Raw genomic sequence first — 16,201 nt, forward strand, 5'->3', positions numbered from 1 at the left:
TTTTAATTGGCAAAAAAATGGTCTGGAACCATGTCAGTTTCGGAGAAGAATTTATTCCCCCTCGGAACATAACGACGGCACCTTATCCTGAACACTATAAAATACCATAAATACAGGTTTATCGATACCTGAGAACACCGCAATCAGGCAGTATTAACCTCACAAGAAAATAAAATATGAATAAATATTGAACTTTATTGCACATCACGTGTCTATACTTGTGAGCGTTCTCCCCCGGATGCTCTACCCCGCTTTCCCCTCTTTATGCGGGGTGATGTCTGAATATAATTTATTCAGACACATAATTTTGCCCCGGTACCTTAACCGGGGATTTTTTTGTCTGCAAAAAATAGTTACACTGCAGTATATGACTCAATAATAATGAAGGTAGTTATGTTTAAGAAAATTCATCACCTGTCTGGTCTGATACTGTTTCTCTTTGCTCAGCTTGATTATGCAACCCCGGATAGAACCCAGGTAGCAGTCTGGGCTAATGAAGCCATTATTGCCACCTATACCTATAACTATAAAACGTACCTGCAACAACAAAAAGACATTGCCAAATATTTTACTGCTGATGGCTGGATAGCCTATAGCAAAGCTCTTAACGCTTCGAAACTACCCGAGGCAGTTCAAAAAAACTCCTACGATGTCACCGCAGTAGCAACACACCCCCCAAAGATTATCACTTTTGACCCTACTCATTGGCAGGCCATTATGCCAATATTGGTGGTGTATCAAAATCCGCAATATCAACAGCGGCAAAATCTAAAAGTAGTTGTGAATTTTACGGTGGCTCCGACAGGCCAGGGGGTACGAGGTTTAAGTATTACCAGTCTGCAATCTACCGTAACTGAACCGCCCTGCCAATGTCCCAATAAAGAAGCAACAGATCCAGCTAGCCCAGGAGCCGGAAAATCATAATACCAAGATGAATGACCAACATTGCTGCGATTAAAAGCAAAATAATGTTTAATTTTGAGGGCATAGCCACATCTAAGGCAGATTGCTCGGGGTTATTGGGATTATAATAAACATCGATTTCTGCGTTTTCTTTATAAGCCACTGCAGCTTTATAAGCGATGAGGCGTGAATATTTACTATTGGGGCTATTGTGTTTGGTATCTAAAAATAAATGTTCCCCCACCAAATCTTTATCATATACTTGATAAGAGTATTCAATTTTGGGCCAAATGCTATGGCCCTGTTCTACCCATTCACAACTCGTGATCCGGCCTTTAACTTTTAACCAGGATTGAGCCTGTAAGAGCGTTTTTCTGTCTCGCAAAAAATGGGACAACAGAATTAACAGAACAATTAACCACCCTATATCGAGCATCCATCGCCCATAATGAAGTGCCATTATGATAACCAATCCGATAAATATACAGTATATAGTGATTTCAAATCATAATCATAGAAAAAGCCAAGAGGAAATCTCGCAAAATAAATCGCAATAGGTATAATCACATCAATCAGGGTGATAAAAAAAGGATTTGCAATGATTGCTAAAACTCCACTTCATGCTACTCATCTGGCATGCGGCGCAAAAATGGTTGATTTTCACGGTTGGGATATGCCGCTCCATTACGGCTCTCAATTAAACGAACATCACTTTGTCCGTCAAGATGCGGGAGTGTTTGATGTCTCCCATATGACTATTGTTGATATTCTTGGTGCAGGTGGTCGTCAATTTCTCCGTAAACTGCTTACTAATGATGTCGATCAATTACTCCATAACGGCAAAGCCTTATACAGCTGCATGTGTAATGAACATGGCGGTATCATTGATGATTTAATCGTCTATCAACGTGCTTCGGACAATTACCGAGTCGTTCTTAACTCCGCAACGCGTCAAAATGATATAGCCTGGATCCGCAAAAAGAGCGAAGGCTTTGCTGTGGGCTTACAAGAAAGACCAGAGCTTGCAATGCTCGCGGTTCAAGGCCCTGCGGCCGTAGCCAAGACCCTGGCGGTGTTGACCCCCGCGCAAATTGATGCGGTATCCACGCTAACCAACTTTGAATGTGTTGATGTAGAAAACTGGTTCTTTGCCCGCACAGGATATACTGGAGAGGATGGTTTAGAAATTATTGTCCCCAAAGAACTCGTCGCCTCACTCTGGACTAATTTATTGCAAGTAGGAGTAAAACCCTGTGGACTTGCCGCTCGCGATACGCTTCGTATGGAGGCGGGTATGCTTCTTTACGGCCAAGATATGGATGAAACAACGACCCCTCTTGAATCAGGCCTGGCTTGGACCGTCAAGTGGGAGCCTGAAGATCGCGACTTTATTGGTATGGGTGCCTTATTTTCGCAAAAACAACAAGGTGTTGCGCGAAAACTGGTTGGCCTCACTTTATTAGGCAAAGGAATAATGCGACACGGCCAGAAAGTCATTATCGAAGGATGTTCTGATGGCATCATTACCAGCGGAGGCTATTCCCCAACCCTGGAGCAATCGATCGCTTTAGCTCGCGTACCGGTAGCCACTGGCGATCAAGTTTTGGTTGATATACGCGGTAAATTAATTCCTGCAAAAGTAGGAAAGCCGCGCTTTGTCAAACATGGAAAAGCAATTTGACTTTATCAAATAAATTAAGGCTATATAAAATAAGGATAATACAATGAATGATTTGAAATTTACCGCCACTCATGAATGGTTAAAAACAGAATCTGATGAAGTCACTATAGGAATTACCGATCACGCCCAACAATTACTGGGAGATATGGTGTTTGTTGAACTGCCTGAAATTGGTGATGTAGTGAAGGCAGGAGAGGAATTAGGCGTCGTCGAATCCGTAAAGGCAGCATCTGACTTTTACGCCCCCATTAGTGGTGTAGTTACCGCCGTGAACACCACAATTATTGATAATCCAGCCCTGGTCAATTCAGATCCTTATAATGCTGGTTGGCTTGTCAAACTAAAGCCCAGTCACATCAATGAAATTAATGACTTATTGAATGCTGACCAATATCAAAATGAGATAGCTGAGGATCATTAATCATGCCGTTTATTCCACACACTCCTGAAGACACAAAAGAGATGCTGACGTCGATTGGCGTCAATGATACCCAAGCTTTATTTGATGAAATCCCCGCATCATTACAATATGCAGGTTTTCAAAATATGCCTGCCGGCATCAATGAAATGGATATGCTTAAGGAGGCGCAGAATTTAGCGAATAAAAACAGGAATGGTATTTGTTTTATTGGCGCAGGATGCTATGAGCATCATATTCCGGCCGTCGTGTGGGATATAGCCTCAAGAGGGGAGTTTTTAACCGCATACACCCCCTATCAGGCAGAAGCCAGTCAAGGTACCTTGCAATTATTGTATGAATATCAAACCATGATTTGTGAATTGACGGGCATGGAAGTAGCGAATGCGTCGATGTACGATGGCGCCACTGCCTTAGCTGAAGCCGTTTTAATGGCGGTTCGCGTCAACAAACACAGCAAAACGAATCGAGTACTGATTGCAGGAACTGTTCATCCCTTTTATCGTGAAACTATTGAGACTGTAGTCCGTAATCAGCATATCGAAGTCACCACACTTCCATTTGATGAGCAACAAGGCATCACCCCGCTTTCAGCATTAAAACAATATGCTGGGGAAGACATCACTGCCCTGGTTATTGCCCAACCTAATTTTTTTGGTTGTCTGGAACAAGTCGATGAGCTCAGTGATTGGGCCCATGAAAATAAAACAATTAGTGTCGCCTGTGTTAATCCAATATCGCTGGCGCTGTTAAAACCTCCAGGATTATGGGGAAAGCATGGTGTGGATATCGTTTGTGGAGAAGGCCAGCCTTTAGGTTCTCCTATGGCTTCTGGTGGACCTTATTTTGGTTTTTTAAGTACTCGCCTGGCTCACGTAAGACAAATGCCAGGGCGTCTGATCGGCCGCACGGTGGATAAAGACGGTAAAATCGGCTTTAGCCTCACTTTGCAGGCACGCGAACAACACATAAGACGCGCTAAGGCAACCTCGAATATCTGTACCAATCAGGGATTACTGGTTACCGCAGCCACCATTCATATGAGCCTCCTGGGCGCTGAAGGTTTGCGCCAGGTAGCAAGCCAATGTCATCAAAATACCCATGAGCTAATTGAGGCTTTAACTCAAATTGAAGGGGTAGAGCTGGTTTTTAATGCCCCTTATTTTCATGAGGCATTAATCAAACTCAATCAACCGGTTGAAAAGGTACTCTCTCAGTTGGCAGATGCAGGAATTGCTGGAGGTTATGCCCCCGCTGCCCATTACTCACAACTGGCCAATACACTGCTGGTTTGTGCTACTGAGATGCGTACCCACGATGACATTGCACACTATACTGATGCATTAAAAACCATTATGAGTAAGCGAGGTGCCCCATGTTCATAATCCAATTAACCTATTTAACGCCCATGAATGAAGTGGATAAATACTTGCAAGCCCATAGAGAGTTCCTTGATTATTATTACAAACAAGGCTTATTAGTGGCTTCCGGTCCAATGAAACCTAGAACCGGTGGAATTATTATTGCAGCGACCAATGACAGGGCTTACTTGGAATCCATATTTAAAAAAGACCCCTATTATCTGGCAGAGATCGCCGAGTACCAATTTATTGAATTCACCCCGGTTAAACACCGAGACGAACTCAAAGAACTTATTCAAAAAACGGAAGGCAAATTATGTTGATCTTTGAATTATCCAAAGCAAAGCGTCAGGCAACCGCCCAAGCACCCAAAATTTTGAAAAGTAAATATGAAATTCCTGCAGCTTTTCAGCGAAAAAATCCGCCAAGAATGCCGGCTTGTTCTGAATTACAAGTTGTAAGACACTTTACCCGCCTCTCTCATAAAAATTTTTCCATAGACACTAATTTTTATCCGCTGGGCTCTTGTACCATGAAATATAATCCACGGGGTGTGCATAAGGCTGCGTCAATTGCCGGCTTTATCAACCGTCATCCCTTGGCCCCGGAAGAGGAAAGCCAAGGCTTTCTGGAGTCTATTTACCGCCTGCAAAACAACATCGCTGAAATTACTGGCATGGCTGGAGTATCGTTAACCCCCATGGCGGGCTCCCAAGGTGAGTTTGCCGGTGTGGCGATGATAAAAGCTTATCATCAATCGCGCGGTGATACTGCTCGAGATGAAATGCTTATCCCTGATGCCGCCCATGGCACCAACCCCGCCTCCGCGGTGATGTGCGGATTTAAGGTAGTAGAAATTGCTACAGATAAAGATGGCGACATCCATCTGGAAGAACTAAAAAGTAAAATAGGCCCCAGAACTGCGGGAATTATGCTGACTAATCCCTCAACGCTGGGATTATTTATGCGCCAGATCAAAGAAATAGCTGCCTTGGTACATCAAGCGGGCGGTTTATTGTACTATGATGGCGCTAACCTGAATGCGATTTTAGGTAAAGTAAGACCCGGAGATATGGGCTTTGACGTCATGCATTTAAATTTACATAAAACATTTGCGACTCCTCATGGTGGAGGAGGTCCAGGAGCGGGCCCGGTTGCTGTAGGTAAACGTCTCATTCCTTTTATGCCGCTTCCTGTAGTAAAGAAAACTGATTCGGGATATCAATGGGCAACGCGGCAAGATTACCCACAAAGTATAGGTCGTCTGTCTTGCTTTATGGGTAATGCAGGAATTTTACTGCGCGCCTACTTTTACATGCGACTATTGGGCAAGGAAGGTTTATTGCGCGTGTCAGAATACGCCACGCTTAATGCTAATTATTTACTTAAAGAATTAGCTAAAGCAGGATTTACTCCTGCTTATCCGGACAGAAGAGCTTCTCACGAGTTTATTCTCACCTTAAGCCCCGAAAAGAAAGCCTACGGAGTGTCCGCCATGGATCTGGCAAAACGACTACTGGATTATGGTGTTCATGCGCCAACGACTTATTTCCCTTTACTTGTTCCAGAATGTCTGCTGATAGAGCCCACTGAAACAGAAAGTAAAGAAGAGTTGGATGCGTTTATTCATACCATGAAAAACATCAGACAAGAAGCTATGAATAATCCTAATCTACTCAAAGAAGCACCTCATACATTGCCCGTCAAACGACTTGATGATGTTAAAGCGGCCCGTGAGTTGGATTTAAATTATTTCACCCCCAAAGAAGCCTTATCTGACTAATATGAGTCACCATTCGCCAACCTATACTCCATTATTGATAGGCTATAGGTTGGTTGCAACACTCCTAGAGAGCTCTCAACAGACTCAAGAATAATCCTGATCTAAATAAATGCAATATGACGGACGAGGGAATTTAATTACAGCTACTCTGGCCGATACCGTTACTTTTGCTGTGATCTACGGTAAAAAAGGCGACGCTCTAGGAGTGATCCGCTTAAATAAAGTAACCCATAAAGGCTCAAATGAGCCTGAAAAGAGACGGATTGAAGCGGCGGGCGGAACAATTTTATTCGATAGAGTATATAAAGATCGTTTGACTCTCGGAGTATCACGTGCAATTGGCGATCAGCGTTTTAAAGATTCAGGAGTTTGTTCTGAAGCAAGTATTGATGTCACCAACGTAAAGAAGATCGCAGAAGATCTGCATATTGATCCCAAAGATATGGCTCCCTGCAAATCATTTCTACATGCGATGGTTTTACTGACGGAGCAGGTCTTGCCTCTCAGACTAAAGACGGACATGAAAATTATTTACTTGGCATATTGCAAAGAATGGCATCGCCAAGCACTCTGTCGCCAGAGAAATTATGTGAAATACTGGCTCTCCACGCAAAAGCAAATGGCTCTATGGATAATATTTCAGTTGCCATCCAAACGCTGACTCAAGATACTCCGCCATTCTTGCTGGGAATGTATGATGGCCAAGACGCCTCGTGCCATGCTGCTAAAAATATTGGCCGAGTATTTAAGGAACAATGCGCTTTACCCCCTGTCACCTATGCGGCACAGGATTTAAGTGTAAACTGCCTGTTCTATTTTTTTGATATATACTATAAACAAGCAGACCAACTAACAATGCAAATTGAACCTACCTCTAATAAAAACATTATTAGCAAGACAAGGTATCTATAATAAAAACGGTTCTGTGTACGCTTATGAGCTTTTATATCGTGAAGATGATGCACTTACTGCAAATGTAGATAACCTGAATCCACTCGCTGGTGACGCAGCGACTTGCTCTGTTATTACTCAATTATTTGCCAACCTGGATATTAATACCATAATAGGCAACAAACGAGCATTTATAAACTTCACTTACAACCATTTGATCGAGCAAATACCTCTTTTATTGCCCAAGAGTCGAATTGTCGTTGAAGTATTGGAAACTGTAGAGGTAACCAAACCTTTAATTACCAATTTAACCACCCTAAGTAACCTGGGTTATGAAATTGCCCTTGATGATTTCATCTTTCGCGAAGAATTAATCCCCTTAATTGAGTTAGCCAACATCATTAAGATAGATGTACTCAATCGGAGCAATCAACAAATTATTGAGCTATTAGCCCCGCTGAAAGGATTTAAAGGTAAATTATTGGCAGAGAAGATTGAAAACGTAACCCAATTTAATCATTGTATCGATCTGGGGTTTGAGTATTTTCAAGGCTTTTTTCTAAACAAGCCCGACCCCTGTAAAGGCCAGGTTATTACTGAAAATAAAATTCACCTCTTAAAGTTATTATCAGAATTAAATAATCAAGATGTTCCCCTGAGACGAGTAGAAGAAATCATTCTGCAAATTCCCAAACTGAGTTACCGAATATTACGTTTATCCAATTCTGCCTCATTATATGTAGGTAAAAAATTTGAGTCGCTAATGGATGCTATTGCCCAATTAGGATTGGTGCAAATCCGCAATTGGATATGCCTGTTACTCTTGACCAGCCTTGATGATGTAACACCAGACCTCCTGGAACGAACGTTGATTCGCGCAAAAATGTGTGAAGCCTTGGCCAAAAAAACGGGGGCCAGCAATCCCCTTCAAGCCTATACTGTAGGAATACTTTCGACTTTAGACGGTATTCTTAATGAACCCATGAATTCGTTATTAGGTAAAATCCAGTTAAGTGAGGTTTTAAATGACGCATTACTGCATCAAAAAGGAGAGTTAGGACAAATCTTAAAATTCGTTATCGATTATGAAGAAGCCAAATTTAATGAATTAGATAAAGCACCTATTGCGCATAAAGATTTGACTCAATCTTATCTCCAGGGATTAGCTTACGCTAATGAGGTAATAGAGATCATCAAAAACACCATGTAAACCTTGCTTTAATAGTCAAGGAAATCTTATCTCCGCCAAACACATAAAAATATAGGTTAATTTTCTATTATTGAGAAATATTCTCGATAAGCCAATGAAAAATAATTGATTTTTTTTTAGAAAAAAGACTTTGCTATTGAAAAAAAATAAGTTATAACACTCTTACCGGTATCAAGGATTGATACAAGGTATATATGGGTCAGCGATCATTGGGATGATGCTGAATTAACTATTTTTTCATGGAGTGAGAAAATGAACAGCAAGGTGTTTTCACAACGCTTTAATCGAGAATTAGCCACACTTGGATTTCCCGAAGAGTTAACAGAAAAAACAAAAGCAGTATCTAAAGTGTTTGGAGTTACTCGTCACTTGGCAAATTCTCTAATTTTCGGCCATGTACTCCCAGACAACGATCAGCTGGATAAAATTGCTGAAATACTGGAAGTATGCCCTCAATGGTTAAGTGGTGCAACGGATAGAAAAAAAGCATACACTGGTCGGGAAACAGCTGATAGCGTGTAATATCGTTGATTTTATTGTATACTTTAGCCTATTAGATGGCGTTTGCCCTCCCCAAGTGTTCTGGAACCGCAAGCGCCTTTTTCATATCGCGGGTATCACTATCATGGAATGCTTAAGTTTTTGTTTGGCCAAATCAATTGATTTAGCACGTTTAGACAATTTTTTTAAAAATTCGGCTAACGAATATACTTCCGTGAAAACTCGTGACGTTATAAGACTTAGCCCCAATAATAATCAAAACCACGTTGTATTTATTTTTAAAAACGGCACCGTAGTTTCCTGGGGGGTTAAGCGTTATGAAATTAACGACTACTTAAATACCATCAAGCTTCTTATTGATAAGCCAGTCGCTCTTTTAGTTCATGATGAATTTCACTATCAAATAGCGGATAAAACGGCGATCGAGCCCCATGATTTTTTTGACGTGGATTGTTTGACTATAGACAATGAGAGTGATGAACTGAAATTAAGTCTCTCCTACGGATTTTCTCAATCAGTGAAGCTACAGTATTTTGAAACCATCATTGATGCATTAATTGAAAAATATAATCCCTTGATTCAAACCCTGTCTCACAAAGGTGAAATGCCCGTTAGTCGCAAACAAATACAACAAGTTATAGGGGAAATTTTAGGCGCGAAGAGTGAACTGAATTTAATTAGTAATTTCCTTTATCATCCTAAATACTTTTGGCAGCATCCTACCCTGGAAGAGCATTTTATTATGCTAGAACGTTATTTACACATTCAAAGACGGGTTAATGCAATTAACCACCGCCTGGATACTTTAAATGAAATTTTTGACATGTTTAACGGTTATCTTGAAAACCGTCATGGCCATAATTTAGAAATAATTATTATTATCCTAATCACTGTGGAAATTATTATAGCTGTACTAAACTTCCATTTTTAGAGTCTCTCATCTTTTATGAATACTTTAACAGCTTATTTCCTGAAGGGCACGACTCTACGAACGGAAGTTCTCGCGGGCATCACTACTTTTTTGACTATGGTGTACATTGCCTTCGTTAATCCAACGATTTTACATGATGCAGGGATGGAGCAAGGGGCTGTATTTACAGCGACCTGCCTCGTTACTGCTTTTGCCTGTGCGTTAACGGGCATCATGGCCAATACCCCTATAGGGGTGGCTCCTGGCATGGCATTGAATATTTATTTTTCTTATAGCGTCGTCCAGGGAATGGGGATAGATTGGCAGCATGCTTTGGCCATGGTATTCATATCAGGCCTTTTATTCTTTTTAGTCACCCTGACAGGACTTAGAAGACTGTTAATAGAGGCAATTCCTCATAATTTACAAATCGCAATTTTAATAGGCATCAGTTTATTAATCGCCTTGATTGCCCTGCAAAACAATCAACTCATTGTCGCGGATCATCATACCCTAATGCGGTTAGGCGATATTAAACGCCCTGAAAGTGGCTTATTTTTCTTAGGATTTTTACTGATATTAACTTTGGATTACTATTGCATACCGGGCGCAATTATTCTTGGTATATTGAGCATTAGCGCCTTGAGTTTACTGTTGGGATTGACCTCTTGGCAAGGCATAATAGCGACACCACCGTCCATGACACCCACCTTTTTAAAGCTTGATTTTTCAGGAATTACCAGCGTTGAATCGTTAAAGGCCACCTTTACCTTTTTCTTAATTGCTATCTTTGATGCGACAGGAACTTTAGTGGGCTTACTTAATCCCACCGTATTCAAACAACAAAAGGATTACCCGCAACGCCTTAGTAAAAGTTTAACAGCAGATGCAGCCGCATCTGCTTTGGCAGGAGTTCTTGGTTCAGCGAGCACTTCTCCTTATATTGAGTCGGCAACCGGCATAGAAGCTGGCGGGCGTACGGGAATAACTGCCTTGGTTATTGCTACTGGATTTCTCTTAATGTTATTCTTTTTCCCTCTCGCGAAAATGATCCCCAATTTTGCAGTAGGGCCAGCTCTCCTTTATGTTGCATGCTGCATGATGAAGCACTTAACCGATATAAAGTTAGATGACATCAGCGAAATAGCGCCGTGCATGGTTACCATAATGATGATCCCCTTTACCGCCTCTATTGCTGATGGTATAGGATGGGGCATTATTCTCTATACCCTGCTAAAAGGAGTTACCAGACAAAAGATTAATCCATTGATAATCGTTTTAAGTTTGGTTTTTATCGCCTTCTTTTTGATTAGCTAAATCAGGGAACAAAATTATTCTTTTAGCGCCCGGTAATTTGACAAGGCGACTTGTCTGGCTGTCCTATGGTCAACAATGGGGAATGGATAATCTACTCCCAAAACCAAGGGTAATGCATCTTTAGGAGCCTGCCAGGGTTGATGCACCCATTGTTTTGACATGGAAGCCAGCTCTGGTATCCACTGTTTGACGTATTCACCTTGTGGATCAAATTTCTCGCCCTGAAGCACTGGATTAAAAATTCGATAATAGGGCGCAGCATCCGCACCTGAACCCGCAACCCACTGCCAACTCGCTGAATTATTGGCCAAATCTGCATCCAACAAAGTATCCCAAAACCAGGCAGCTCCTTTTCGCCAATCAATCATCAGATCTTTGGTTAAAAAAGAAGCAACTATCATTCTCACTCTATTATGCATATATCCTGTATGCCATAACTCCCGCATTCCTGCGTCTACTATGGGATAACCAGTTAATCCCTTTTGCCATAATCTTAAATTGATTTCATCTTGTTGCCAGGGGAACCGATCAAATTGACTTTTAAAATTAGTATTTATTAATTGAGGATAGTGATAGAGCAAGTAGTAGGAAAACTCTCTCCATCCTAATTCTGACAGGTAGGTCTGGACTGAGGGTAAATTACTATCAGGATCTTGCATGACTTGCTGTAACGCCGCCCAAACTTGATGAGGACTGATTTCACCAAAATGTAAATGCGGCGATAATCTTGAAGTCCCGAAAATTGCTGGTTCATTCCTCAGCGCTTTATATTGTTGCAACTGATCAGAAATAAAATGATCCAGTTTAGCCAATGCTGCGTTTTCTCCTGGCTGCCAATATCGAGAAAACTCTGCTGCCCAGTTTGGATGCTGGGGCAGTAAGTTCCATTCTGCAAGCGATTCGGAACTAACGGGATGATCCGAGGGCCATTCAGAAATCTGGATAGGAGGTCTTTCCTGAATTTGACGCAAACATTGTCGCCAATAAGCGGTGAATACTTTAAAAAAAGAACCACTTTGATTTAAGACCTCCCATGGCTCGAGCAACAAACTGCTATTACAGCTAATTACTTTGACCCCCATTGCTCGGAGTTCCGCTTTAATTAACCGATCACGGTTAATGTGCATCGGTTCATAGCATCGATTCCAATAGACAGCATCTACTTGATGCTGAACAATTAATTCTTTTAAAAGAATTAACGGTTCGGCCTGCCTGAAACAGAGAGTCAGTCCCACTTTATTTAAATCATCTTTTAAGGAAAGTAAAGAATGGTATAGCCACCACTGCTGGGCTCGCCCCATAGGCAGATCAGGTTCAGAATCTTTAATATAAATAGGAATTAGTTTCTGATGATTTTTGCAGGCAAGCGCTAAAGCTGAATTATCTCGACAACGCAGATCTTGTCTAAACCAGAATAATGCGGTTGACATAGTTACCCTTTCTGTTTTGAAACCTTAAAACTATACAGGATGAGATAATTATTTGTTAGAGAAGATAGAAATTTAAACGCTCTAATGATTAACTTAAGAATCTGGGAAAATCGAGGTTCAAAGGGAAGATATGTCTCTAGAAGAAAATAAAGAGTGTATTATTGATTTAATTGCAGCAAAAAAAGAAAAAGCGCACATCGTTTTTGAAGATCAGCTCTTTATCGCGTTTCTGGATCATCGGCCTCTATTTCCCGGCCATACTCTTCTTGCTCCTAAAAATCATTATAAAACACTCTATGATTTACCCGATTCCATGGTGGGTTCTTTCTTTATTTTAACGAAGAAAATAGGTACGGCGGTTGAAAAGGCCATGCAAGCCACTGGCAGTTTTATTGCGCTGAATAACATTGTGAGTCAAAGTATTCCCCATTTGCACGTTCACATTGTGCCTCGTAACAAACACGATGGCTTAAAAGGATTTTTTTGGCCAAGAACCAGTTACCAGGATGAGAAACATAAGCTAGAAGTTCAAGAAAAAATTCAACATTATTTAAATAGCAGTCAATAGATTCAAGACAAAGGAAGAGGAGCAATGAAAACTGTCGTCTTTTGCAATGGCGTACTTGCTTTGATTCAACGACTTTAGAGTTCATACTAGAGACAAGATGGAAAAAAAAGTTATAGTGCCTATCTCGACCTTTTTAACAAAAAGAAGGCAAATCCCGATAAAACAAGCTAATCTTAGCAATAATAAAGGTTAATAATAAAATATCATCATGTTAAACAATACAAACCAATTAGATGCAGAACAACTGGAACAATTAGAAACTTTGCGCGCCATATGTAAAAAAACAGATGGCAGCACTCCTAATCTATACACCCACATATTAAGTCAGCCCAGAACTTTTCCTGCAAGTTTATTATATTACGAACAACAACAATTAATCGGATTTTTGGGTGCTTATTTTTTTTATGCTGACGCGGTTGAAGTATCCGTCTTAGTTCACCCCCTCCACCGGCGACGCGGAATTGCCAGACAACTTATCCAAAAAATATTGCCTCTCATTCAATCACAAGACTTCGAGAAGTTAATTTTTTCCAGTCCCGCCCAACTGAATAATGAGTGGTTATTCTCCCACGGATTTTCCTATCAACACAGTGAATACTATATGGAAAGAGATGATTTGAATCCCCTGTTGGATTACAAACAATCTTTAACTTTTCGTACGGCAACTATTGACGACCTCTCCTTACTCCATTCGTTGGATGAAGAATGCTTCCCCGACAAACAATCAGATTCATTCGAGAGATTTCAACATATAATTGATGGTAGAGAGTATCAAGTCATACTTGCTTACCAAGATAATAGCCTGATAGGTAAAGCCCATTTACGCTGGCTGCCTCATGGGGCAACCCTTTCTGATATTGCCATAGTGCCCACCAAGCAGGGGCAAGGATTAGGCACATTATTAATCACTCATTGTATTAATCTTGCATTGAGCGAAGGAAAACCTCATCTGAACCTGGATGTTGAGACTCATAATGAACGAGCGTTAAAATTATATACCCGACTCGGTTTTCTTACCAAAAATGCTTGTGATTACTGGGCAATTGACATCGCTCAATTACCTAAATAAAACGACTCTTTTGAGTCCAGGAAAACAGATAACAAATATGCCTTGACAGAATTTAAACCGCACCTTTAGTATTGCTCAATATCTGTTTTGAGGAAGACGTTTTTTAACCTAAATTTGGCCGTTGAATGGTAACAAAAATAGTTAATGTGCAGGCGATTAAAGTTTTTTTGTTTCTTTTTTGCTGAAAACATGCCCCATATGATAAAGCAGAAAAGAAGCAAAAAAACTTTAAGCTTTAGAGCAGTAACTGTTCGCAACAAAACTGTCAAATTCAGGCTTTATAGCTTAAGGGACCACTAATGAAAAAAAGAGTAGTTATTACGGGTATGGAAATAACATCGTCTATAGGTACAGGCGTTGACCAGTTTTGGAAGGCTGCAAGTCAGGGGCAATGTGGAATTAAGCGTATTCAATCCTATGATCCATCCGCCTATACAACGCAAATTGCTGGTGAAATTACTGATTTTTCTCTTAGTGAACTACCCCACTTTGATAAAAGCAAACGTTATCCCCGAGTCGCCCAATATGCTTTGTATTGCGCTCACCATGCGATAAAACAAGCAGGACTTAACGCCACCGATCTTAGTACTACAGGAACTTATATAGGAACCAGTTTGGGGGGGCAACCCGAACTTGAAGGAAGCTATGAAGTATTTTTCACCGAGAGCTGGAAAAAAATTCCCCCGCTAAGTGTCATCCGAGGGATGCCTAATTCAGTTGCCAATCATATAGCGATAGCCTTTGGTTTAGGGGGGCCCAATTCGACCATTTCCAATGCCTGTGTTTCCTCCGCAGAGGCTATAGGTAATGCCTACCAACAAATTTCTCAAGGAAAACTGGCTACGGCCGTTTGTGGCGGCACTGAATCATTAATCTGGGAAACCATAATGGCTGCCTGGTGTAAGTTAAGAGTGATGTCTACCAATAATGAAAATCCAACCCAGGCCTGTCGCCCTTTTGATCTGCATCGTGATGGAATGGTAATGGCTGATGGAGCCGGCATTTTAGTTCTTGAAGAATTACAACACGCGAAAGCAAGAGGAGCTCAAATCCTGGCAGAAATTATTGGCTTTGGAGCCAGCTGTGATGCATTTCATGTCACCGCACCCAACTCTCAAGGACAGACACGGGCTATTTTTGCCGCGTTAAATGATGCAAAATTATCCATAAATGATATTCATTATATTAATGCTCACGGCACTGGTACTCAATTAAACGACAGCATCGAAACAGAAAGCATTAAATCCGTCTTTGGTAAAAGAGCGTATGAAATTCCCGTTACTGCGCAAAAGTCCATGACCGGACATGCAATAGGTGCAGCAGGTGCTATGGAAATTATTGCCACAACCCTGAGCCTGCAAAAAGATATAGTACTTCCTACCATCAATCTCCATCATCCCGATACAAGCTGTGATCTTGATTATGTACCTAATACAGCGCGAGCTCAAAAAATAGATATTGCTTTGTCCAATCATTTTGCTTTTGGTGGAGCCAATGCTGCATTAGTGCTGCGCAAATACATAGGTTTTTAACTCGACTCCTATCTTATAAATTGAAATTCAGTGATACAGGTGACGCTGATTTCAATTTATAAGCTAGCGCTTCCAAGGTAGCGGTCATTTAAAACATGTCTGAAGAGATGTACTCCATGGTTGTATTTATTCCTAAAATTTCTTTAGGGCTATCTATTGTCGAACAGAGGATAAGCCCATTGATATGATCAAGATGAGCATGGGAAATTAAATAAGCCTTTATATTTTGGTAAACCATTCTTTAGGAGAGCCTATGTTTAACTTCTTAAGCTCTTGATAGGATATGGTATTCATTCCACTACACAAAGTGCCTGCATCCAATCCCCCCCCACTGATTGGATTGGCGCCACTAAATAAGCGGATAAATTATTTTGAAACTCGCCACCTGAAGTACCTAAAGGAACCATCTTAAAATATTTTTTTTCAGAATATTCATTTGGCGTTGCTGCCTTGATCCATTCCAGTATACCTGCGTCCCGCGGCTTGTCCGCGTGGTCTATAAATCTGGCTCAGAGCTTCGCACTCTGAAGCCCGCGGACAGACCGCGGGACATGGGGCATAGGCCAACATAGCCTAAACAATCGGTGAAAAATACTTAAATGAAATACTTTACTTAAGATTACTTTA

18 protein-coding genes are annotated in these 16,201 nt (G+C 41.0%); 15 read left to right on the top strand and 3 right to left on the bottom strand.

Features of this window, described 5'->3' with window-relative positions; genetic code table 11:
- Nucleotides 1-393 precede the first annotated feature (393 nt).
- Complete coding sequence (locus tag LOX96_RS10200) at nt 394-924, top strand: DotI/IcmL family type IV secretion protein (RefSeq protein WP_250424218.1); 531 nt, start codon at nt 394-396, stop codon at nt 922-924.
- Here LOX96_RS10200 and LOX96_RS10205 read toward each other — a convergent pair.
- Entirely contained in the window at nt 899-1,363 is a 465-nt protein-coding gene (locus LOX96_RS10205) for a DUF3592 domain-containing protein (protein WP_250424216.1), read from the bottom strand. The two genes, LOX96_RS10200 and LOX96_RS10205, sit on opposite strands and share 26 nt — an antisense overlap.
- 138 nt (nt 1,364-1,501) lie before the next feature.
- Between LOX96_RS10205 and gcvT the strand changes: the two genes are divergently transcribed.
- The 11 genes from gcvT to LOX96_RS10260 all read left to right on the top strand — a co-directional run bounded on the left by gcvT (nt 1,502) and on the right by LOX96_RS10260 (nt 10,975).
- Nucleotides 1,502-2,584 (top strand): glycine cleavage system aminomethyltransferase GcvT, encoded by a 1,083-nt coding sequence (gcvT, locus tag LOX96_RS10210; RefSeq protein ID WP_250424214.1) that lies wholly within the window; start codon nt 1,502-1,504, stop codon nt 2,582-2,584.
- Between the two features lie 43 nt (nt 2,585-2,627).
- Nucleotides 2,628-3,005: a glycine cleavage system protein GcvH gene (gcvH, locus tag LOX96_RS10215; RefSeq protein WP_250424213.1), complete on the top strand. Its 378-nt coding sequence runs from the start codon at nt 2,628-2,630 to the stop codon at nt 3,003-3,005.
- A 2-nt stretch (nt 3,006-3,007) separates the two neighbouring features.
- Nucleotides 3,008-4,387 (top strand): aminomethyl-transferring glycine dehydrogenase subunit GcvPA, encoded by a 1,380-nt coding sequence (gcvPA, locus tag LOX96_RS10220; RefSeq protein WP_250424211.1) that lies wholly within the window; start codon nt 3,008-3,010, stop codon nt 4,385-4,387.
- Nucleotides 4,378-4,686, top strand: coding sequence for a YciI family protein (locus tag LOX96_RS10225; RefSeq protein ID WP_250424209.1), 309 nt, complete (start codon nt 4,378-4,380; stop codon nt 4,684-4,686). Before gcvPA ends, LOX96_RS10225 begins: the two co-directional genes overlap by 10 nt.
- Entirely contained in the window at nt 4,680-6,146 is a 1,467-nt protein-coding gene (gcvPB, locus tag LOX96_RS10230; RefSeq protein WP_250424202.1) for an aminomethyl-transferring glycine dehydrogenase subunit GcvPB, read from the top strand. Before LOX96_RS10225 ends, gcvPB begins: the two co-directional genes overlap by 7 nt.
- A gap of 109 nt (nt 6,147-6,255) precedes the next feature.
- A complete protein-coding gene (locus tag LOX96_RS10235; protein WP_250424194.1) occupies nt 6,256-6,807 on the top strand; it encodes a PP2C family serine/threonine-protein phosphatase in 552 nt (183 codons plus the stop codon).
- Nucleotides 6,774-7,058, top strand: coding sequence for a hypothetical protein (locus LOX96_RS10240; protein ID WP_250424192.1), 285 nt, complete (start codon nt 6,774-6,776; stop codon nt 7,056-7,058). The genes LOX96_RS10235 and LOX96_RS10240 overlap by 34 nt, the downstream gene beginning before the upstream one ends.
- Nucleotides 7,059-7,071: 13 nt before the next feature.
- Nucleotides 7,072-8,247: an EAL and HDOD domain-containing protein gene (locus LOX96_RS10245; protein ID WP_250456364.1), complete on the top strand. Its 1,176-nt coding sequence runs from the start codon at nt 7,072-7,074 to the stop codon at nt 8,245-8,247.
- 252 nt (nt 8,248-8,499) lie between these two features.
- Entirely contained in the window at nt 8,500-8,769 is a 270-nt protein-coding gene (locus LOX96_RS10250) for a hypothetical protein (protein WP_250424188.1), read from the top strand.
- A 103-nt stretch (nt 8,770-8,872) separates the two neighbouring features.
- Nucleotides 8,873-9,679, top strand: coding sequence for an RMD1 family protein (locus LOX96_RS10255; RefSeq protein ID WP_250424186.1), 807 nt, complete (start codon nt 8,873-8,875; stop codon nt 9,677-9,679).
- Between the two features lie 15 nt (nt 9,680-9,694).
- Nucleotides 9,695-10,975: an NCS2 family permease gene (locus tag LOX96_RS10260; protein ID WP_250424185.1), complete on the top strand. Its 1,281-nt coding sequence runs from the start codon at nt 9,695-9,697 to the stop codon at nt 10,973-10,975.
- Between the two features lie 14 nt (nt 10,976-10,989).
- On the opposite strand, the gene LOX96_RS10265 is transcribed toward LOX96_RS10260, so the two are convergent.
- A complete protein-coding gene (locus LOX96_RS10265; protein WP_250424175.1) occupies nt 10,990-12,405 on the bottom strand; it encodes a cryptochrome/photolyase family protein in 1,416 nt (471 codons plus the stop codon).
- A gap of 130 nt (nt 12,406-12,535) precedes the next feature.
- Here LOX96_RS10265 and LOX96_RS10270 point away from each other — a divergent pair, with 130 nt between their 5' ends.
- The 3 genes from LOX96_RS10270 to LOX96_RS10280 all read left to right on the top strand — a co-directional run bounded on the left by LOX96_RS10270 (nt 12,536) and on the right by LOX96_RS10280 (nt 15,574).
- Nucleotides 12,536-12,973: an HIT family protein gene (locus LOX96_RS10270; protein ID WP_250424174.1), complete on the top strand. Its 438-nt coding sequence runs from the start codon at nt 12,536-12,538 to the stop codon at nt 12,971-12,973.
- Nucleotides 12,974-13,181: 208 nt separating this feature from the next.
- Nucleotides 13,182-14,042 (top strand): GNAT family N-acetyltransferase, encoded by an 861-nt coding sequence (locus tag LOX96_RS10275; RefSeq protein ID WP_250424172.1) that lies wholly within the window; start codon nt 13,182-13,184, stop codon nt 14,040-14,042.
- 299 nt (nt 14,043-14,341) lie between these two features.
- Nucleotides 14,342-15,574 (top strand): beta-ketoacyl-[acyl-carrier-protein] synthase family protein, encoded by a 1,233-nt coding sequence (locus LOX96_RS10280; RefSeq protein WP_250424171.1) that lies wholly within the window; start codon nt 14,342-14,344, stop codon nt 15,572-15,574.
- An 88-nt stretch (nt 15,575-15,662) separates the two neighbouring features.
- Here the strand turns inward: LOX96_RS10280 and LOX96_RS17715 are convergent, their stop codons facing one another.
- A complete protein-coding gene (locus tag LOX96_RS17715; protein WP_431606652.1) occupies nt 15,663-15,812 on the bottom strand; it encodes a hypothetical protein in 150 nt (49 codons plus the stop codon).
- Nucleotides 15,813-16,201: the final 389 nt, after the last annotated feature.

It is taken from the genome of Legionella maioricensis (genome assembly GCF_023618015.1).
In the GTDB taxonomy this organism is placed as follows: Bacteria; Pseudomonadota; Gammaproteobacteria; order Legionellales; family Legionellaceae; genus Legionella; species Legionella maioricensis.